We start from the raw sequence: 19,025 nt of genomic DNA on the forward strand, positions 1-19,025 counted from the left end.
GCTGAGGCTAGAGCCGGGCTATATGCTCGGCTGTCGCCAGCACTCGGCGCGCCTCGTCCACATGCATCAATTCAATCAGCTTGCCGTCGAGCACCGCAACGGCGGCACCCGCCTCCGAGGTTTCCTGCCACAGCTGCAGTAGACGCCGGGCGCGTTCCACCGCGGCCGGCGAAGGCCCGAACACGGCATTGGCGATTTCGATCTGGCCCGGGTGAATCAGCGTCTTGCCATCGAAGCCCAGCGCCCGCCCCTGCTCGCAGACCGCCTCCAGACCGGTTTCGTTGCCGATATCCAGGTAGACACCGTCCAGCACCATAACCCCGGCCAGCCGGGCAGCCAACACGCAACGTTGCAGCGCGTAGGACAGCCCACGGCGCGCCTCGTCCGGCGGCAGGCGCAGTTCCGCGCAAAGGTCAGTCGTGCCCATCAGCAGTGCGGCCACGCGCTCGCACGCCGCGATCTGCTCAACGTTGGCAATACCCGCGGGGGTTTCGATCATCGCCCAGATTGCCATGTCACTGCGTCCGCAGGCATTTAGCAGATCGGTCACCGCCTGCAATTGCCCGGTGGACTCCACTTTGGGCAAGCAGACCGTGTGCAACCCGGGGGCTGCCGCAACTGCCTGCAGGTCATCGCGGCCCCAGGGCGTTGACAGGTCATTGCAGCGCACCACCAACTGTCGGGCGCCATAGCCACCAGCCGCAAGCTGCGCGACAACCTGGGCACGTGCCGAGTCCTTGGCGTCAGGGGCCACAGCGTCCTCAAGGTCGAAAATAATGGCATCCGCGGGCAGGCCGCGCGCCTTGTCCATCGCGCGCTGGTTGGACGCGGGCATATACAGCGCCGAGCGCGGCGTCATCTTCATTCCTGTGACTGCTCCTCTACAGGTGGGCGCACGGATGCGCGCTTCAGGTAGGCGACAAGATCCGCACGCTGCTGGGGGTCGGGTATGCCGCGGGCCATCATCGTGGTGCCGGGAAACATGGCCAACGGATCCGCCAGCCAGAGGTAGAGCAACTGCGGGGTCCACACGAACTCGGCATTGCGGAAGGTCTCCGAGTAGTAGTCGAAGCCGGGTTGCTTGCCGGCCACCTGGCCAAAAATACGGTACAGGCTCGGGCCGTTGTTATGGCCGACCTCCGGCTCGGGATAATGGCAGGTACGGCACTGGCCAAACACCAACCGGCCGCGCTCGGCGTCACCCTCAGGCATCGCCGCCGGATCGGATGGCGCCTGCGCCTGCACCATGAGCGTGGACAGTAGAAGCAACAGTAAAGCAACACACCTCATACTGACACCTCACTCGCCGCCGCAACGCCGGCACGGCGCCCGAAGAACGTGCAGTCACCCACAGACAGGCCACTGGCGATGTAGGGTGCCACCGGCAGGCCCGCTGTGGTGCGCCCGGCCGCGTACAAACCCGGTATGGGCTCACCGAAGCCACCGATCACACGCCCATTGATATCCGTATGCAGGCCGCCGAAGGTATGTGCGGTAAAGAAGGCGCGCTTGACCGACAGGTCCCAGGCCTTGAACGGTGGCTTGTCCAGTGGACGCAGATACTGCGCCTGTTTGTGGAACAGCGGATCCCGGCCGATATCGGCAAAACGGTTGTAGTAGGCCACGGTATGCTGCAAAGCCCCCTGGGGGAAGTCGGTGCGCGCCGCCAGGTCGCCGATGGTGGGTGCTTCAGCGACCGGCAGGAAGTTATCCTGGGGGTAGTCGAAACTGCTGCTGGCGTCAGTGATGAGCCAGGCCCGTCCCTCCTGCTGGTAGGCGATAGCATCGCCCAACACGCCGTAATAGCTGTCCTCCGGGACAAAGCGCTGCGCGTTGGCGTTGACCACAATGCCCGCCAGCGTGGACTCAGGGGGGTAAATGGGCGTGATGGCAAATCCCTCGTGCATGTGCAGGGTTTCGCCACCCACGCCGGCGCCCATCATAATGCCCTGCCCCAGGTCCCCCGCATTGCCCCAGGGCGCCGAGCAGTCGAACAGGGCGGGGGCATGGCGCTGCACCATGTCGCGGTTGTGAATGAAGCCACCGCAGGCGAGCACCACGCCGCGCAAAGCGCGAATATTGCGTGTTTCACCCTCCGCCACAACCTGCATGCCGGCCACGCGGCCGTCAGCCTCCACAATCAGGCGCTGACCAGCGACGCCCGAACGCATCGTCACACCAGCCGCCACCGTCTGTGCCAGCAGTGCCTCCATCAAGGTGCGCCCACCGGTCATGCCCGGCGTACCAGGCACGTGGCCGCGGGGTACCGGACGCGCATGCTCACGCGCCGGCCAGGCCAGTTCGTTCCCGGAGTAGTAGAGTGACTCATCGCCGAGGGTGAGTTCCTTCACCGCTGTGAAGCGGTCGTTATAGGGCACCCCCATCGCGACCAGCCAATCGAAATGCGCCACGCTCTCTTCGCAGTAGAGCTGTATTTTCGCCAGCTGAGGATGACGGCCGCTGTTGCCGGCGATAAAGCGGTACATCTCTTCCACACTGTCTTCAAAGCCCGCTGCCTTCTGCAGGGCGGTGCCGCCGCCTGCGTACACTACGCCCCCTGACATGGCCGAAGACCCGCCAAATTTCGGCAACGCTTCAATGAGGAGCACCCGCGCGCCCATGCGCCGGGCCTCAATGGAGGCACTGCAGGCCGCCGAGCCAGAGCCTGCTACCAATACATCCGTGGTCTCGTCCCAGCTGCCCGCCTCACGCGGGCTCAGCGCTGCAGCGGGCCCCGCTGCCAGCAAGCCCGCCGAACCCGCAGCCAGGCCGGCAAGCAGTTCGCGACGACGCCAGCGTGATGCACTCATTCAGCCACCTCGCGGATATACTCCAGCTGGTTGTCTATCATGTAGGTGCGATGGCGCGGACCACTCACCGACTCCGACACGCTCTCGTATCCCGCGTCGTCCTCGTACAGGAAGCACACACCGCCCTCCAACATGATCATGCGCGGTGCGTAGCGCCGTGGCCTGCGCTTCCGCAGCGCGTGCTGCGCGGAAACACAGTCAGAGAAATCAGCCAGATCGACAAGGCTGACAAACGTGGGGGGCATAAGGCGAAACGGGCTGGCGGTATCCCGTATCTCTGCGAAAGCGTCCTCGGGACGCACCCAGCGGTGTGCGGAGATTTCGCCACCGTCCACCGTGATGTCCTGATCGGCGGGCAACACGGCGAGAAAGAACCAGGTGCTGTAGCGACGACGGGCACCTTCGGGGGTGGTCCAGTGCGACAGGAAGTGCAGCTGCTCTGGCCGTATGCATACGCCCGCTTCCTCTTGCGTTTCCCGCATCGCCGCCTCCAGCGCGGCGCGATCGTGGTCTCCCGGCACCCGGTAGTCCGCCGGATCGATGCGACCACCCGGGAACACCCACTCCCCGCCCATGTGCTTCAGGGCCACGTTGCGCTGCAGCAGCAGCACCTCAAGCCCTGTTGGGCCGTCGCGCACCGGCACCACCGTCGCCGAAGGCACAATCGGCACCTCGCCTGTACCCATTTCCAACATGCTGGGGCTCAAGGAAAGAAACGGCTGATGGTATCGATGACGCAGGCGGGGCGATCACTGCCTTCTACCTCGATTGTCACCCTGACCACCACCTGTACACCGCCCTTCACCTCTTCTGCAGCGAGGATTTCACCGCAGCCCCGCACCCGGCTGCCCACGGGTACCGGCGCCGGAAAACGCACCTTGTCACAGCCGTAATTCACACCCATGGACACGTTGTTCACCTGCAGCAGCTGTGGCAGAAACAGGTTCGCCAGCGACAGGGTGAGGTAACCGTGGGCGATGGTCTTGCCAAAGGGGCCTGTGGCCGCGCGCTCGGGATCGACGTGAATCCACTGGTGGTCGCCGGTTGCCTCGGCAAACAGGTCGATACGCTCCTGCTCAATCTGCAACCAGTCGGTGCAGCCCAGCGCTGTTCCTTCAGTGCCCAGCAACGCAGCGGGATTTTCAAATACTGTGGTCATGCGGCCTTTCCTGTGACAAAAAACATGTGACGATGACTATAACACCGGCGGCGCGGGCCGACAGCGACCGTGGTTTAACGTTTCCCACCACGCAGGGGCCACGCACCCAGGACCAGCCGGCCTGCAGGGTCGGCGGTATTGCGGTATATTGAGAGCATTCACACAAAGGAGGCCAGAACATGCTTGAGAATCTCGACCTGAACGAGCTGCTACAGCTCTACGTTATCCCCTGGGGCACACGCATCATTTTCGCCATCGCCATTTTCTATATCGGCCGTATCGTGGTGGCGGCCGTTTCGCGCTGGGTTGAGAAATTCATGCATGCACGACGCATGGATGAAGTGCTGGTGAAGTTTCTCACCGCCATCCTGCACTGGATTCTGCTGCTGTTTGTCATCATCGCGGCGCTCAGCAAGCTGGGCATTGACACCACATCGATGGTCGCTCTGCTCGGTGCGGCGGGCCTCGCCATCGGCCTGTCGCTGCAAGGGTCTCTCGCCAACCTGGCAGCGGGTGTGTTGCTGATCCTCTTCCGCCCATTCACCAAGGGCAATTTTGTGGAAGCAGGTGGTGCCATGGGCACGGTGGAGAACATCAGCATTTTCACCACCACGCTCACCACGCCGGACAACAAGGAAATTATCGTGCCCAACAGCGCGGTGCTGGGCAACAACATCACCAACTTCTCTGCGCGCCCCACGCGCCGGGTTGACCTGGTGTTTGGCGTTTCCTACGGCGATGACCTGCGCAAGGCCAAGCAGTTGCTGGAAGAAATCATTGCAGCAGACGAGCGCGTGCTGAGCGACCCGGCTCCTACCATCGTGGTCGGCGAACTGGCCGACTCCAGCGTGAACTTCCTGGTGCGCCCCTGGGTAAAGTCGGAGGACTACTGGGCGGTTCTCTGGGATACCACGGAAGCAGTAAAGCTGAAATTCGATGACGCCGGTATCACCATCCCGTTCCCGCAGATGGACATCCACACGCCGCAGCAAGACTGACGCAAACACACGTATTAACAGTATTTCACAGCCTGCAACGGTGCCTATGTGATATAAAGGCCGCTTCGCGTCCCCTCTGGTCTGCTCGCCTGTGGCGGGCAACCAGAGCATTAAAACGGTAAAACATGTGGCCACTGTGAAGCGTCAATTCGTTGTTGCCTGCGCACTATTGCTGGCAGCAGCCCTCATCACCGCACTGCTGTACACGATGCGGCCAGACACTGAAATCAGCGAACCGGTATACGTGCCCATTACCGTCGATGTGGTAGTGGCCGAAAAGGAAACCATCCGCATCCCCATGCAGGCGCAGGGCACTGTGTCTCCGCTACAGCAAACCACCCTGCTGGCTGAAGTGCAGGGACGTATTGTGGCGGTGTCGGAGGCCTTCAACGTTGGCGGTTTCGTCAATCAGGGAGATGTGCTGCTGCGCATCGACCCGCGAGACTACCAGGCGCGTCTGGCGCGGGCCGAGGCGGCATTGCGTTCTGCGGAAAGCGAGCAGCTGCAGGAGCGTGGTCGCGCCGACGTGGCCAGGCGGGAGTGGGAAAAACTGCCAGCGGGCAGCCAGCGCTCCGACGAGGCGCGCGACCTCTACCTGCGCAAGCCGCAACTGGCACAGGTTGAAGCGCAACTGTTGGCTGCCCGCGCCGACCTGCAAACGGCTCAAAATGACCTCGACAGAACCATCGTACGCGCGCCCTACAGGGCGTTGATCGGGGCCAAACACGCGGAGGTGGGGCAGTTCGTGACGCCTGGCACCCAACTCGCAGAGGTGTTTTCGGTAGAGCTGGCGGAAGTGCGCCTGCCTATTCCGCAAACACGCCTGCCCTACCTCGACTTGCCCGGTGTGGGCTCCGGCAAGGCCGGCGCTGCCATCGACCTGTACACCGACGTCAACGGCGATGTCACCCATTGGCCCGCCACGCTACACCGCAGCGAGGGTGTCTTCGACGAGCGCTCCAGGGTCCTCTACGTGGTGGCGCGTATCGACGACCCCTACGGCTTGACCAGCCCGGAGCCACAGCCCCTGCGCATCGGTACTTTCGTGACGGCCAATATTGCAGGCCGGCCTATGCCGGGCCTGGTTGCCCTGCCCCGCTACGTGATGCGCGCGGGCGATAACGTGGCCGTCGTGGACGACAACAACCTGGTGCGCAACCGCACGGTCACCACCCTGAACACCGGTGGAGATTTCGTCTATGTGTCCACCGGCCTGGAGAATGGCGACGAGGTGATACTGACCACACTCGACAGCGCACTCACCGGCGCCGAAGTCAGTGTGGTCTCGCGCGTCAGCAGTCGCGAACTGCGCCAGCGCAACCAGGCCGATGGGCGCCAGGCCACCGCTGGCGATATTGCCGGTGATGCCGCCACTGCAGTACCCGGTGAGGCTCCCCCCGCATGAGCACGCATCGCCAGGGCGGCGTTATCGCCTGGTTTGCCCACAACCCCGTTGCCGCCAACCTGCTGATGGCTATTATCCTGGTGGTTGGCCTGGGGTCCGCGTTCAATATTCAGCGGTCGATCTTTCCCTCCTTCGATATTGAGCTGATCTTCATCAACATGTCCTATCCCGGCGCCTCACCAGAGGAAGTCGAACAGGGCATTGTGTTGAAAATCGAAGAGGCCATCAACGACCTGGACGGCATCAAGCGGGTGGAGTCCGACGCGCTGGATTCACACGCACGGGTGATGGTGGAGCCCCAGGAAGGCATCGACATGAACGCCCTGCTGGGCGACATCAAGAACCGCATCGACGCTATCCAGCACTTTCCGGCCAACGCCGAGAAAGCCATCATCAGCCAGCCCGAGCTGCAATTTCCTGCGCTGCAATTACAGCTCTCCGGTGAGCTGGATGAACGCAGCATGAAAACCCTGGCAGAGGATATCCGCCGCGACCTGCTGACCTTGCCGGAGGTATCGGCGGCGGAAGTGGTTGGCGCGCGCGACTACGAAATCTCCATCGAAATCTCCGAATCGCTGCTGCGTGAATACCACCTGACCCTGAGCGATGTAGCCGACGTGATTGCGCGCTCGTCGTTGGACCTGCCCGCCGGCTCCCTGCGCACGCGTCAGGGCGATATCCTGCTGCGCACGCAGGGGCAGGCCTACGTGCAACAGGATTTCGAATCCATTGTGCTGCGCAGCTTCGCGGATGGCACCCGGCTGTTGCTCGGCGATATTGCAACCGTGCGTGACGGCTTCGTCGAGGACAGCGGCTTTGCACGTTTCAACGGCCGCTACTCCCTTGGCATTCAGGTGTTTGCCATGGGCAAGCAGGACATCCTCGACACAGCGAAAGCGACACGCGCCTGGGTCGAGCAGAAGCAGGGGCAGCTGCCCGCGGCAGCCAGTCTGGACATCTGGTCGGATATCACCTTCTACCTGGAAGGCCGCCTGGGCATGATGCTGAAAAACCTGGCCATGGGCGCACTGCTGGTGTTCATCGTGCTGGCGCTGTTTCTGGAAATCAAACTCGCGTTCTGGGTCATGCTGGGCATTCCTGTCTGCTTCCTCGGCGCCATGGCACTGATCAACACACCGTATATTCATGCCAGTCTCAACATGATCAGCCTGTTCGGCTTCATTCTGGTACTGGGCATTGTGGTGGATGATGCCATCATCATGGGCGAAAGTGCCTACACCGAACAGGAACGTCACGGCCACAGTATCCAGAGTGTTGTCAACGGCGTGAACAAGGTTGCCGTACCCGCCACCTTCGGCGTACTCACCACCATCGTCGCATTCGCGCCCACGCTGTTCATGGAGGGTGTGTTTGCCGCATTCCCCGAAGCCTGTGGCTGGGTGGTTATTCTCTGCCTGTTGTTCTCACTGGTGGAATCCAAGTGGATTCTGCCGGCCCACCTGGCGCACAGCACACCCACACGCAACCGGTTTCTGCTCGCCGTTGACCGGCGTCAACAGCAGGTCAATCACGGCCTCAAGCGCTTTGTCGAACACCGTTACAGCCCCCTGATGCAGCGCTGCATCCGCAACCGCTACGTTACCCTGGCCGCCTTCATGGCGCTGCTGGTGCTGTGCAGCGGGCTGGTCGCGGGCGGGATTGTGCGCACGGTCATTGCCCCGGATGTACCCGGCGAGTTTATCTCCGTGCAGCTGGAAATGACCGAGGGCACCCCCGAGGAACGCACCCTGGCAACCATTGAGCATATCGTGGCAGCGCTCGACTCAGTCGAGGCTGCACACCGCGAGGCAACGGGCGGCAAGGAACACCTGGTCAATCATGTGTTCGCCTACGGCAGCGGCCGCACCATCGGTGGCGTGGACATCGAACTGACCAAGGAAGACCAGCGCAGCATTTCCACCCGAGAGGTGGAGCGTCGCTGGCGCGAGGCGGTAGGTGTGCTCCACGGTACCAAGGTCCTGTCCATAACCAGCGCCGATGGTCCGGGCTTTGGACCCGCGATCGCCTTTGACCTCATGCACCGGGATTTCTCCACGTTGCGCGCAGCGGCGGCGGAACTGGAAACGGCGATTCAACGCTACGACGGCGTGTATGACATACGCAATGGCGCCAGCGATACGGCAGATGAGTTCCACATTGAACTGCTGCCCGAAGGCGAGGCCCTGGGGTTGTCGCGCTACGCCGTGGCGAACCAGGTGCGCAGTGCTTTCTACGGCGCCGAGGCCCAGCGCATGCAGCGTGGCCTCGACGAAGTCAAGGTGATGGTGCGCTACCCGCGGGCCGACCGCGAAACCGTAGACACACTTCAGGGGATGTATATCCGCACACCGGATGGCCAGGCAATCCCCTTCCAGACCGTCGCCACAATGGAGGTCAAGCAGGGCCTGCGCAAGGTCACGCACATCAATTACCAGCGCGCCGCCGAGGTGACTGCCGAGGCCAACAAAGACCTGGTGGAGCCGGCGCGCATTGTCGCCGACCTGAAAAAATCCGTACTGCCCGAGCTGCTACAGAAATATCCCGGACTCAGCTATGCCGTTGCCGGCATGGCTGACGAGGAAAGCAAGATGGTAAACAGCATGCTGATCGGCTTTGGTCTCGCCCTGTTCGGCATCTATGCATTGCTGGCAATTCCTACCCGATCTTACCTGCAACCGTTGATCATCATGGGGGTGATACCGTTTGGCGTGATCGGCGCAGTTGTCGGCCACTGGCTCACGGGCTACCCCCTGAGCATGATGTCACTGATGGGGGTAATTGCCTTAAGCGGCGTGGTCGTGAATGACAGCCTGATTCTGGTCGACCACATCAACAATGCGATAAAGAGCGGTGTGGAACCTCTGCGCGCCGTGGTGGAGTCGGGCACGCAGCGCTTCCGCGCCATTCTGCTCACCTCCCTGACCACGTTTTTCGGCCTCGCACCGATGCTGCTGGAGCGCAGTGCGCAGGCACAGGAAATTGTGCCGATGGCGGTGTCACTGGCCTTCGGCATCGTGTTTGCCACGGTGATTACGCTGTTGCTGGTCCCCGCCCTCTACATGATCCTGCTGGACTTGAAGCACTGGCGCAGGCCCGCCACTGGAAACGACCCCCTGCCGGCGCAATAAACCCGATCAGGGCGCCACACAATCCAGGCAGCGCATGTACCGATGCGTGGGGTCATTGAGCTCGGTGAGTGTGCGCGCCGCCGTTGCCACGGGCTGCAACAACTGCTGTAACCCCGTATCCAGGACGGACAAACTGCCCGACATACCGACCCGTGAGGCGAGCTGTCGCAGCAGCATGTCGCGGGGTGACAGGGGTTGTTGCACGTACTCTACCGCGTGGTTACTGCGGTCCAGGCCGCCGAGCTCCGCCGCTGCCGCGACCGCCTCGCGCAGTGAACCGAGTTCATCAATCAGGCCCAACGCCTGTGCATCGGGAGCACTCCACACTCGGCCACCGGCAGCAGCCTGCACGGCCTCCTCGGCCAAACCACGGCCAGTGGCCACGATGTCCAGGAACTCCCGGTAGGTGAAATTCACCCCCGTAGCCAGCGTTGCCGCCACCTGCGGGTCCAGCGGGCGATCCAGGCGCAGCGACCCCGCAAGCTCGGTGGTGCCTACACCGTCGGTGTTGACCCCAAGGCGATCCAGCAGACGTTCGAAGGTCGGAAAAGCAGCGAAGACGCCGATGCTGCCAGTGATGGTGGTGGGCGTCGCCCAGATCTCATCCGCCTCCGCTGCAATATAGTAGCCGCCCGATGCCGCAATGGCGCCCATGGAGATCACCACCGGCATGCCGGCTTCGCGAATGCGCCCGATGGCCTGCCGAATACGCTCCGCGGCCAGCACGCTGCCGCCGCCGGTATTCACCCGGATCACCAGGGCCTTCACCCCCGGCTGTTCCGCGGTCTGGCGCAGCAAGCGCGCCAGGGAGTCGCCACCGATGGTGCCAGGGGGCTGCTCACCGGTCATGATATTGCCCTCGGCAGTCACCACGGCTACGCGGTCCTCCATCATGGGTGTCAGCCCCATGGGGCGCTTGGCGTTGATGTAGGACTCGAAAAATACCGCCTCGTAGAAGCCTTCTTCGTTCGCGGCACCCACCTGTTCCACCAGGTAATCGTTGGCGTCAGGCCGCGACAGCAGTGTGTCAACCAGTCCCTGCTCCTGGGCCACACGTGCCGCATCACCGCCGGCCTCCGCCATACGCTCGGCGTAGCGGTTGATGTAACGGTCAATGCTCCCGGCCGGCAGGTTGCGCCGGGACTCCACTACGCCGACATATTCCCCCCACAGGTCCTGTAACCAGGCCGATGTGATGACTTTCTCTGCCGGCGACATGTCGTCGCGAAGAAAAGGCTCGGCCATCGACTTGTGCTCGCCGGCATGAAACACATGCATGGAGACCAGGGCTTTATCCAGTGCCTCACGGAAGTGATTGCGGTAGCTGGCGAACCCCTCCAGCGGCACCGCGCCCATGGGGTGAAGAATCACCTCATCTGCCTGGCTGGCCAGTAGATACTGGTCCTGCGTGAAATAGTCGCCGAGAGCGATCACCGGCTTGCCGCTGGCTTTAAACTCTTCAATGGCGGCCGCGATTTCCAGGCTTTTGCTGATGCCTGCTGACACCAGGAAATCAAGCTCCATCACCAGCGCGGTGATGGCTGGGTCCTGTGCCGCCTCGCGCACCGCATCCAGCACATCACGCAGCGCGATCTCGCGATCCGCCGGGGAGGGCTCGCCGGCGAGCGCCTGCAGCGGATTCACGTCCGATTTTTCCTCGACCAGCGTCCCACTCAGGTTCAGCAGCAGGGCGGCTTTTTCCGGCTGGGGCGGTGGCCCGCCGCTGAAATACAGCACATAGATAAGCACAAGAAAAGCGAGAAACAGCAGATTCGACAGGGCCAGACGAAACCAGGTCAACCCACGCCAGAGGGCGGAGAAAAAGCGGCGTATCGGCGAAGGGCGGCTCATGACGATGACTCCGGAGAAGGTACAGGGGCGGCGGCCTGCCATTCGCGGGCGCGCGCACGCACGTAGAGCATGGCACTGCAGAACAACAGCACAACAGCCACCATGCCTACCCAGGGCAACGGCGCCCAGGGTGTTGCGAAAAGGCGCTCCACCAGCGCGATGAAGTAGAGCAGGGAGACAAAGCACAACCAGATAAAGCTGCGCAGGCGATCATGTAACATGCCGTGGACAAACAGCAGCAACGGCAACAGACTGCCCAACCAGATTATCCACGGGGGCTGGGTCAAGGCGAGTGACCATGCTGTCTGGCCGATGAGTACCCCCCAGCTCAACCAGGTGAGGCGCCATAGCCAGAGGCTGGCACCTCGACGTTGCGTAATGCTATTCATGAGGCGTCTCCCGAGTGCTGACCCAATGACAGAGCGAGGCGACCGACGCGGGCGCCCAGGGCACGACAGAGCGCCGCTTCCTGCGGGTCCAACCGCTTCTGGTTATCGGGGCCAGCCCAGTGGGAGGCCCCGTAGGGTGTGCCGCCCGCAGTGGCCGTCATCAAACCCGGCTCGCTGTAGGGCAGCCCGGCGACCACCATCCCGTGGTGCAACAAGGGCAACAACATGCTGAGCAGGGTGGACTCCTGGCCTCCGTGCAGGCTTGAGGTCGAGGTGAAGACGGCAGCGGGTTTGTCGATAAGTGCGCCGCTCAACCAGAGGCCTGAGCTCTGGTCGAGGAAATACTTCAGCGGTGCCGCCATATTGCCGAAGCGTGTGGGGCTGCCCAACACCAACCCGGCGCAGGCCGCCAGCTCGTCGAGTTCACAATACAGGGGACCATCTGCCGGGATCGTATCCTCCACCGCCTCGCAGGTCGCCGAAATTGCCGGCACCGTGCGCAGGCGCGCGCCAATCCCGGCGATCGTTTCCACGCCGCGCGCTACCTGCGATGCCATCGCTGCGGTAGCGCCGTGGCGGCTGTAATACAGCACCAGAATATAGGGCTCCGCCATCAGTCGAGCAGCGCCAGCACATTCTCCGGTGGCCGGCCGATCACGGCCCGCTCACCGCGGGTCACCACCGGCCGCTCCATCAGCTTGGGATGAGCCGCCATGGCAGCAAGCAATTCTGCCTCGCTACTGGCAGCGTGCAATCCCGCTGCCTTGAACTCGGGTTCCCCGCGCCGGACCAACGCGCTCGCGGGCACGGCGAGCTTTTTCAGCAACCGCTTGAGCGCCGTCGCGGACAACGGCTGCTCCAGGTAGGGGATCACCTCGGGCTCGACGCCGTGTTCCTGCAGCAGGGCCAGCGTTGCACGCGACTTGGAGCAGCGCGGGTTGTGATAAATCTGGAACTCGCTCACGGAAAACTCCCCAGAGAAAAACGGCGTACATTATAGCAAAAGGAATGAACGCGGCGCCGCCATCCAATCATGGCATACTGCGCCCGCCCGGTATGGAATTCGCGCCATACACGACAAGAGGAGTGCAACACCCGTGAGAACCGCCTGCCTGACCCTGCTACTACTGACGCTGGCAGCGTGCCAGCCATCCGCACCCCAGAGCAATGCCGACCTCTTGCGCGACCTGCGCGGCCAGTGGGTTGTGATCAATTACTGGGCCGAGTGGTGCAAACCCTGTATCAAGGAGATACCGGAACTTAACGCGCTGGACAGTGACTACGACGCAATCACCGTGCTGGGCGTCAATTATGACGGCGCCACTGGCGAAGACCTGCAAACACAACTGGAAACACTGCAGGTAGGTTTCAGAACACTGGCAGAGGACCCGGCTGCACTGCTTGGCCTGAATCGGCCCACGGTACTGCCCACCACGCTCATCATCAATCCCGAGGGGGAACTGCTGGATACGCTGATCGGGCCACAAACGCTGGAGTCGCTGCTTGCAGCGACGGTGCATGCACACGGAGCAGACTGAGTGGCTCCGGCGGGCAGGCGGGTCGGCACTGCGGCGCACCGACCCGGCAAGGCTTACAGACTCTGGTAGTAATCCATAAGGATTTTCGCCACTTCCGGACGCGAGAACTCAGGCGGTGGCGCAATGCCGTTACCCAGCATTTCACGTACCTTGGTGCCTGACAGCAGCACGAAGTCCTCCGGACTGTGGTCGGGCGCATCACGCATCATCACTACCCGGTCCAGCTTCTTGCTGTAGGCGGTGTGGTCCGCACGGTAGATCTCCAGCTGCAGGGAACCCGCAGGCACCTCTTCGTCAAAGATGGTCTGCGCGTCAAAACCACCGTAGTAGTCACCCACCCCGGCGTGGTCACGGCCGACGATCAGGTGTGTGCAGCCGCAGTTCTGGCGGAAGACTGCGTGCAATACGGCCTCGCGTGGCCCAGCGTAGAGCATGTCAAAACCGTAGCCTGTCACCATCACCGTATTGGGTGGGAAATACACATCGACCATTTTGCGAATGGAGGCGTCGCGAACATCCGCAGGAATATCGCCCGGCTTCAGCTTGCCCAACAGCATGTGAATGAGGATGCCGTCCGCGTCCAGGTCTTCCATGGCCATGCGACAGAGCTCTTCGTGAGCACGGTGCATGGGATTGCGGGTCTGGAAGGCCACCACCTTGTTCCAGCCGCGCGAGGCAATTTCCGCGCGAATATCGACCGCGGTGCGGAACGTGTCAGGAAACTCGCCGGGGAAGTAGGAGAAGTTGAGCACCTCAATCGGCCCGGAAAGCAGCGTGCGCCCCAGGGACTTGAAGGTGGCTACGCCCGGGTGTGAAGGATCCAGTGTGCGGAACACCTTCTCGGCGATAAAATCGATCTGCTCATCGCCGACATGCTCGGCCGCCTCAACCTGCATTACCGCCAGCACCGGGTGGCCATCCACGTTGGGGTCGCGCAGGGCGATGCGGCTGCCGGGCTGAATGTCGGTAGCCTCTGTCAGGTTGACGATCGGTACAGGCCAGAACAGACCCTTAGACGTCTGAAGCTTCTCCGCTACGCTCAGGCTGTCGGCCAGGTTCATGTATCCCTTCAACGGGTTGAAATAGCCGGCGCCGAGCATGACCGCGTTAGCGGCCGCAGCGGAGTTCAGCAGCAGTGACGGCAGTTGCTCGGCCTCCTTGAGCAGCGCCTCGCGACGGGCGTCATCGGCAACGTATAAGGCTTGCAGCTCGTCTGAGCCGTGTGGCTTGATCATGATGGTCTCCGTTCGGGGTAAAGGTCAGGACTTGATGATGCCGCGCTCGCGCAGCAGGGCAATGATGGCATCCACCTCTTCAGCCAGCGTCTGCTGGTCCGAGTGCAGGTGCACCTCCGGCTTGAACGGGGCCTCGTAGGGGTCATCAATGCCTGTGAAGTTCTTGATTTCACCGGCGCGCGCTTTCTTGTACAGGCCCTTGGGATCGCGGGCTTCAGCCGCTTCCAGGGAACAGTCGACGTGGATTTCAATGAAATCCATGCCCGCCGCCTCGTGCAGTTCACGCACCTGGTTGCGATCGCTGGCGTAGGGGCTGATAAAGCTGCTCAGGGTGAGGATACCGCAATCCACAAACAGCTTGGAGATTTCTCCGATGCGACGGATGTTTTCCGTGCGGTCGTCAGCGCTGAAACCGAGGTTGCGGTTGATACCCAGACGTACGTTATCACCGTCCAGACGATAGGCGAGTACGCCCATCTCGTTCAGGCGACCTTCCAGCTCGACCGCCACCGTGCTTTTGCCACTGCCGGACAGGCCGGTAAACCAGAGGGTCGCCCCCTTGTGGCCCAACAGTTTTTCCCGGTGCTCACGGGTGATGTCACCCTCGTGCCAGTGGACGTTTGTCGCTTTTTGCTCTGCCATGTGCTCCCTCTCGTGCAGTGATACAGGTTGTTCGCCGCTCGCCCGGCGAAGGTGGAATTACTTCAGGATAAAGGCTTCGCGATAGCCCTTGAATTGTTCCTTGAGCCCTTCCTCAGTGAGGCCGAACTGGTCCAGCGTATAGGCGTGTGCCGGGCGCAGTTCACGTCGATTGGAATCCTGCCAACGCGCCATTTCCACACTCGCCTGGGGCGTAAGGTCCATACCGAGGAAATCATAGACGCGACCAATCTCCACCAGCGGCTGGCTCACCGTGTCCTTGAACCAGAGGTCGAGGAAGCGTTCGGGGCCGAGCTCGCGGCGCACGTCGATCGTATGCTGCATGCCCTTGGCAAACTTGCGCGCCCACTGCCGACCCACTTCCGCCGGGTCCGCGGAGTCGGAGTAGACCTTCCACACGTTGGCGATCATGCTGGCCAGCGAGGGAATGGTCTCGACCGGATCGCGGTGCGATTGTACCACGCGGGCGTCCGGGAAAATGCGAAACACGAGGTCCATGTAATGCAGGTGATGCGGCGCTTTCAGCGCCCAGCGCTCGCCACTTTGACCACTGCGTTTCTTCTGCCACTGCAGGAACTGCAGCAGGAGCTTCAGGTATTCATAGCCGATAGTGTGGTCCTGCGCTTCTATCCAGGCATCGAAACTCGGCACATGTGCCAGCGCCTGAATATTGAAACTGTAGAAGGACTGCTCCAGCAACATGATGTCTTCGTCCGGCTCCATCGCATCCAGCGGGTGCACGGCGAGCAGGTCCGGGTTGCTGTCGACCATCATTTTTACTTCGGCCTTGGCATCGCGTATGCGGCGATCGCCGGCGGCCGTGAAGTCCCAGTCGAGGTCCGGGCAGGGAAAGCGTGTTTCGTACCACAGGGGGGCATACATACGATTATCCGCCGCAATCGTGCGGTGCAGCATGGTCGTACCAGTACGCGGCAAGCCGACGATCACCAGGGGCGCAACGATCTCTTCATCGCGGATTTCAGGGTGACGCCGCAACCATTCCTGCACCCGCAGCCGGGTAGACAGAATATCGAGCATCCGTTGTGCCATTGCCGGGCGCCCGATCGCATTCAGGTCCGCCTCGTGCACCAGCGACCACAACAACCTTTCCAGCGGCTCGCGATAACTGTCGTCCCCAAAATCCTCGAGCCCGTCTACCGCTTTCGCGGCGGCGACCAGTGCATCGGCATCCAGCGCCAGCTCATTTGTGGTCATTGAGTTCTCCTGCCTTGAGTGTGTCCAGCGCAACTACGCGTGTGCGCACCGGGGGATGATCGGAGGCTTCCACATAGCGCAGCAGCATGCTGCCGCAGCTGTGGCCAGCCGTACTCAGCCAGTTGGGGAAGGCGCTGCCGGGGCTCTCCGCCGCCACCACGATGCGCACACTGCCATCCGCCTCGTAGCGCGCACCACTGCGGTTGATGTGAATGCGCTGGAAGCGGTAATCCAGCGACTCCATCCAGAAATTGGATAACTGAAAGTTCCACGTGCGGCAGTCACCGGGCGGCGTGAACTCGATCAGCAGTGCCTCCTCCGGTGCCAGTTGCCAGTAGCTGTTGTGGTAGAAAATAGCCGGGTCGCCGCCGGCACGCAGGCACATCTGCTGATCGTTGGGGGGCAGTTCGTTGATGTGCTCGGCAAAGCCCAGCATCCAGTTGCGGAACAGCCCGGCCGTGCCATTGACGAAGGGCACCACACGCTGCAGCTGGCTGGCGAACTCTACGGGGTCAAGTACCGGCGCATCCTGCTGATCCAGGCATTCAATACGCAACTCGAGCTTGGGCTCCCGCGCGCGGTCGCGAAAAGTCTGACGCACGAGAATATTGTCTGACGCTTCGGTCATGGGCAGCCAGTTTCCGGGTTGCGGCGTGGCGCTGACCAGCAGCTCAAACTCGCCGTTGGGCCCCAGCTCCAGATCATTCAGGGTGACATGCCCGGTGGGCGCCATATCACCCTGCCCGGCGAAGGAGCCGGCCTTGGTTTCCATGCTCAGGTATTCCACCTGGCCCGCATTACCGGTAATACGATAGCTGCGCTGCCCATCCACCGCACAGTTCTGGTAGAAGTTGTCGGGATTGTCATTGCCGATCTTGGCGGTTTCGTGGGACAGGGAATAGAACTGGGGGCACGCTGGATCATTGAACTCCAGGTGTTTCTCCAGGCTCAGGCGCAGCAGCCGCGTGAGGTAGCGGTAACCCTCAGCGCGACTGAGGTCATCCTCGGGTACGCCGGCGGCGAGAATTTCCTTACCAGCACTTTTCAGACCTTCACAGAATTCTTCCCACAACTGGCCACTGCGCAATGCTTCGAGTTCGGACGTCGACATAATCAGCCTCCCCGGGGGCAACCATCAGACTTATTATCGGAACGTCGCAGTGTGCAGTTTTTTGCGCCCGAGCGCATCACCCTGAAGGGTGACCCGTCTACCAGTACTGGCTGGCGAGAGACAGCAGTAACATCAACCCCACCAACGGCAAGAGCCAGCGCTGCAGGCGCCGCACCCGCTCCGCCGGCATGGGCCGGGCAAAACGTTCACCCAGCACTACCATAAGGGCGACGGCGCTGAACACCAGCACCAATAGCAGCAGCAATTGCGTCACCCGCGGCTCCCTGCCCCGCCAGCCTTCAGGCGCCGGACTTGAGCAAGTGTGGCGAGAGTGTTGCGACCATGTTGCGCACCCCTTCGCGCCAGTCCACGCGGGTCGGACCGATCAAATCATGCATACGGGTGGTGTCGATCGCCAGGCTGCCGAAGGCGGTGGGGCTGTCGCGAAACTCGGGCTCCAGCCCGGTCAGCTCGGTCAGAAAGGCACACCAGTCCTCGATGCTGACGGCCTGCGAGCCGCCAAAGTTTACGGTGGTCACCTCGTTGCTCGCAGCACCGAGCAGTAGCGGCAGCTTTTCGATGTAATCATCCGTATGCAGGAGGTTGTACAGATTTGGGCGTTCGGGGTGCACGTCAATGGGCACGCCCTGCTCCATCATCAGCAGGTGGTACCAGGGCCAGCCACCGTTGTTGCCGTAGGGTACGCTGAGCCGGGCGATTGTTGTCGGAATGCCGAACTGGTGCGCCACGAAACGGCACACGGTTTCCGCGGCGATCTTGCTGATGCTGTAGGTCGGGAACATGGAGCGGTGGTTGTCACCCAGCGGCGCGTCCTCGGCCCGCGGCGCATGGCCGGCGTACTCGTACACTGCAGTTGACGACAGGTGCAGGAAGGCCTTGACACTGCGGCAGTGCAGCATCAACCGCCCCAGTCCCTCCGCATTCGCGGCCAGGTCGTAATCAAAACTGTCGGTTTTCACCACGGCAAAGTTCAATACGTAATCGAAGTCGTCGGCCAGGCCGTTCAGCGCCGCGGGGTCTGCGAGGTCGGCCGCCACGCAGCGAACCCCTTTTTCCTCCAGCGCGCTGCGCTGCGCGGGATCACTGAAGCGTGCCAGCGCAGTCAGTTCGGCTTGCCCGGCCCAGGCGTCAATGACCGGTGCTGCCACCTGCCCGGTAGGGCCCGTGATAAGGATTTTACTGCCGGCGATATTTACTGGCTGGGCTGTCATGGCTTACCTCCTGTGGATGCTCAGGGGGCAGTCTAGTGGGACGCTTGATTAATTAGGTAACGCATTCTTTGCTCTATCAACGGCTGCGAGGATACCCTTCGCATCCTTGGTCCATTTGAACGGTTTGGCCAACGTGCGATTGTGGACTTTAATAAAGTCGAGTAATGCTGCTTTGAGCTCTGGGACGCTGGTGAAAACTCCGCGGTAGAGGGCGCGCCGTTCAAGCTGGGCAAACCAACCCTCTACTGCATTCAGCCAGGAGGCACTGGTCGGCGTGAAATGGAAGTGAATGTA

General features: G+C 62.0%; 19 protein-coding genes and 1 pseudogene. 4 read left to right on the top strand and 16 right to left on the bottom strand.

What is annotated here, in order from left to right:
- Positions 1 to 7: 7 nt before the first annotated feature.
- The 5 genes from G533_RS0102630 to G533_RS0102650 are packed head-to-tail and all read right to left on the bottom strand — an operon-like array spanning position 8 to position 3,969.
- Positions 8 to 865 carry an HpcH/HpaI aldolase/citrate lyase family protein gene (locus G533_RS0102630; RefSeq protein ID WP_027948632.1) on the bottom strand — a complete coding sequence of 286 codons (858 nt, stop codon included), beginning with the start codon at positions 863 to 865 and terminating at the stop codon, positions 8 to 10.
- Positions 862 to 1,269, bottom strand: a complete 408-nt coding sequence (locus G533_RS0102635; RefSeq protein WP_240472342.1) for a c-type cytochrome — start codon at positions 1,267 to 1,269, stop codon at positions 862 to 864. The genes G533_RS0102630 and G533_RS0102635 overlap by 4 nt, the downstream gene beginning before the upstream one ends.
- Positions 1,270 to 1,286: 17 nt before the next feature.
- Positions 1,287 to 2,810, bottom strand: a complete 1,524-nt coding sequence (locus G533_RS0102640) for an FAD-dependent oxidoreductase (protein ID WP_051229892.1) — start codon at positions 2,808 to 2,810, stop codon at positions 1,287 to 1,289.
- Entirely contained in the window at positions 2,807 to 3,505 is a 699-nt protein-coding gene (locus G533_RS0102645; RefSeq protein WP_051229893.1) for an NUDIX hydrolase, read from the bottom strand. The genes G533_RS0102640 and G533_RS0102645 overlap by 4 nt, the downstream gene beginning before the upstream one ends.
- 8 nt (positions 3,506 to 3,513) lie before the next feature.
- Positions 3,514 to 3,969: a MaoC family dehydratase gene (locus tag G533_RS0102650; protein WP_027948636.1), complete on the bottom strand. Its 456-nt coding sequence runs from the start codon at positions 3,967 to 3,969 to the stop codon at positions 3,514 to 3,516.
- A 179-nt stretch (positions 3,970 to 4,148) separates the two neighbouring features.
- Here G533_RS0102650 and G533_RS0102655 point away from each other — a divergent pair, with 179 nt between their 5' ends.
- The 3 genes from G533_RS0102655 (at position 4,149) to G533_RS20225 (ending at position 9,500) form a co-directional block, all read left to right on the top strand.
- Positions 4,149 to 4,967 (top strand): mechanosensitive ion channel family protein, encoded by an 819-nt coding sequence (locus G533_RS0102655; RefSeq protein ID WP_027948637.1) that lies wholly within the window; start codon positions 4,149 to 4,151, stop codon positions 4,965 to 4,967.
- Between the two features lie 136 nt (positions 4,968 to 5,103).
- Positions 5,104 to 6,372: an efflux RND transporter periplasmic adaptor subunit gene (locus G533_RS20220; RefSeq protein ID WP_144079757.1), complete on the top strand. Its 1,269-nt coding sequence runs from the start codon at positions 5,104 to 5,106 to the stop codon at positions 6,370 to 6,372.
- The gene (locus G533_RS20225) at positions 6,369 to 9,500 is read left to right on the top strand and encodes an efflux RND transporter permease subunit (protein ID WP_051229895.1); all 3,132 of its coding nucleotides are present in this window, start codon (positions 6,369 to 6,371) and stop codon (positions 9,498 to 9,500) included. The genes G533_RS20220 and G533_RS20225 overlap by 4 nt, the downstream gene beginning before the upstream one ends.
- Positions 9,501 to 9,506: 6 nt before the next feature.
- On the opposite strand, the gene sppA is transcribed toward G533_RS20225, so the two are convergent.
- From sppA to arsC, 4 genes are read right to left on the bottom strand one after another with little or no spacing between them, the layout of a single operon-like run.
- On the bottom strand, positions 9,507 to 11,351 hold the full coding sequence (gene sppA / locus G533_RS0102670; protein ID WP_027948638.1) for a signal peptide peptidase SppA: 1,845 nt from the start codon (positions 11,349 to 11,351) through the stop codon (positions 9,507 to 9,509).
- Entirely contained in the window at positions 11,348 to 11,740 is a 393-nt protein-coding gene (locus G533_RS0102675; RefSeq protein WP_027948639.1) for a DUF2069 domain-containing protein, read from the bottom strand. The genes sppA and G533_RS0102675 overlap by 4 nt, the downstream gene beginning before the upstream one ends.
- Entirely contained in the window at positions 11,737 to 12,354 is a 618-nt protein-coding gene (gene wrbA / locus G533_RS0102680) for an NAD(P)H:quinone oxidoreductase (protein WP_027948640.1), read from the bottom strand. The genes G533_RS0102675 and wrbA overlap by 4 nt, the downstream gene beginning before the upstream one ends.
- Positions 12,354 to 12,704, bottom strand: coding sequence for an arsenate reductase (glutaredoxin) (gene arsC, locus G533_RS0102685; RefSeq protein ID WP_027948641.1), 351 nt, complete (start codon positions 12,702 to 12,704; stop codon positions 12,354 to 12,356). The genes wrbA and arsC overlap by 1 nt, the downstream gene beginning before the upstream one ends.
- A 133-nt stretch (positions 12,705 to 12,837) precedes the next feature.
- Between arsC and G533_RS0102690 the strand changes: the two genes are divergently transcribed.
- On the top strand, positions 12,838 to 13,278 hold the full coding sequence (locus tag G533_RS0102690) for a TlpA family protein disulfide reductase (RefSeq protein WP_027948642.1): 441 nt from the start codon (positions 12,838 to 12,840) through the stop codon (positions 13,276 to 13,278).
- A gap of 53 nt (positions 13,279 to 13,331) precedes the next feature.
- Here the strand turns inward: G533_RS0102690 and sat are convergent, their stop codons facing one another.
- From sat to G533_RS23790, 7 genes and pseudogenes are all read right to left on the bottom strand, one after another.
- Entirely contained in the window at positions 13,332 to 14,513 is a 1,182-nt protein-coding gene (gene sat / locus G533_RS0102695; RefSeq protein WP_027948643.1) for a sulfate adenylyltransferase, read from the bottom strand.
- 24 nt (positions 14,514 to 14,537) lie between these two features.
- Positions 14,538 to 15,155: an adenylyl-sulfate kinase gene (gene cysC, locus G533_RS0102700; RefSeq protein ID WP_027948644.1), complete on the bottom strand. Its 618-nt coding sequence runs from the start codon at positions 15,153 to 15,155 to the stop codon at positions 14,538 to 14,540.
- 57 nt (positions 15,156 to 15,212) lie between these two features.
- The gene (locus G533_RS0102705; protein WP_027948645.1) at positions 15,213 to 16,388 is read right to left on the bottom strand and encodes a sulfotransferase family protein; all 1,176 of its coding nucleotides are present in this window, start codon (positions 16,386 to 16,388) and stop codon (positions 15,213 to 15,215) included.
- Positions 16,375 to 17,499 carry a DUF1214 domain-containing protein gene (locus tag G533_RS0102710; protein WP_027948646.1) on the bottom strand — a complete coding sequence of 375 codons (1,125 nt, stop codon included), beginning with the start codon at positions 17,497 to 17,499 and terminating at the stop codon, positions 16,375 to 16,377. Before G533_RS0102710 ends, G533_RS0102705 begins: the two co-directional genes overlap by 14 nt.
- Positions 17,500 to 17,596: 97 nt before the next feature.
- Entirely contained in the window at positions 17,597 to 17,773 is a 177-nt protein-coding gene (locus G533_RS24765) for a hypothetical protein (RefSeq protein WP_158283551.1), read from the bottom strand.
- 25 nt (positions 17,774 to 17,798) lie between these two features.
- Positions 17,799 to 18,731, bottom strand: coding sequence for an NAD-dependent epimerase/dehydratase family protein (locus G533_RS0102720; RefSeq protein WP_027948647.1), 933 nt, complete (start codon positions 18,729 to 18,731; stop codon positions 17,799 to 17,801).
- A gap of 48 nt (positions 18,732 to 18,779) precedes the next feature.
- A pseudogene (locus tag G533_RS23790) lies at positions 18,780 to 19,025 on the bottom strand (IS630 family transposase); the annotation flags it as partial.

Origin of the sequence: Haliea salexigens DSM 19537 (assembly GCF_000423125.1) — a bacterium.
Lineage (GTDB): Bacteria > Pseudomonadota > Gammaproteobacteria > Pseudomonadales > Halieaceae > Haliea > Haliea salexigens.

Coding starts and splice junctions, on each gene's coding strand:
- G533_RS0102630 (WP_027948632.1), bottom strand. CDS start 865: ATGAAGATGACGCCGCGCTCGGCGCTGTATATGCCCGCGTCCAACCAG.
- G533_RS0102640 (WP_051229892.1), bottom strand. CDS start 2,810: ATGAGTGCATCACGCTGGCGTCGTCGCGAACTGCTTGCCGGCCTGGCT.
- G533_RS0102645 (WP_051229893.1), bottom strand. CDS start 3,505: ATGTTGGAAATGGGTACAGGCGAGGTGCCGATTGTGCCTTCGGCGACG.
- G533_RS0102650 (WP_027948636.1), bottom strand. CDS start 3,969: ATGACCACAGTATTTGAAAATCCCGCTGCGTTGCTGGGCACTGAAGGA.
- G533_RS0102655 (WP_027948637.1), top strand. CDS start 4,149: ATGCTTGAGAATCTCGACCTGAACGAGCTGCTACAGCTCTACGTTATC.
- G533_RS20225 (WP_051229895.1), top strand. CDS start 6,369: ATGAGCACGCATCGCCAGGGCGGCGTTATCGCCTGGTTTGCCCACAAC.
- sppA (WP_027948638.1), bottom strand. CDS start 11,351: ATGAGCCGCCCTTCGCCGATACGCCGCTTTTTCTCCGCCCTCTGGCGT.
- G533_RS0102675 (WP_027948639.1), bottom strand. CDS start 11,740: ATGAATAGCATTACGCAACGTCGAGGTGCCAGCCTCTGGCTATGGCGC.
- wrbA (WP_027948640.1), bottom strand. CDS start 12,354: ATGGCGGAGCCCTATATTCTGGTGCTGTATTACAGCCGCCACGGCGCT.
- sat (WP_027948643.1), bottom strand. CDS start 14,513: ATGATCAAGCCACACGGCTCAGACGAGCTGCAAGCCTTATACGTTGCC.
- cysC (WP_027948644.1), bottom strand. CDS start 15,155: ATGGCAGAGCAAAAAGCGACAAACGTCCACTGGCACGAGGGTGACATC.
- G533_RS0102705 (WP_027948645.1), bottom strand. CDS start 16,388: ATGACCACAAATGAGCTGGCGCTGGATGCCGATGCACTGGTCGCCGCC.
- G533_RS0102710 (WP_027948646.1), bottom strand. CDS start 17,499: ATGTCGACGTCCGAACTCGAAGCATTGCGCAGTGGCCAGTTGTGGGAA.
- G533_RS0102720 (WP_027948647.1), bottom strand. CDS start 18,731: ATGACAGCCCAGCCAGTAAATATCGCCGGCAGTAAAATCCTTATCACG.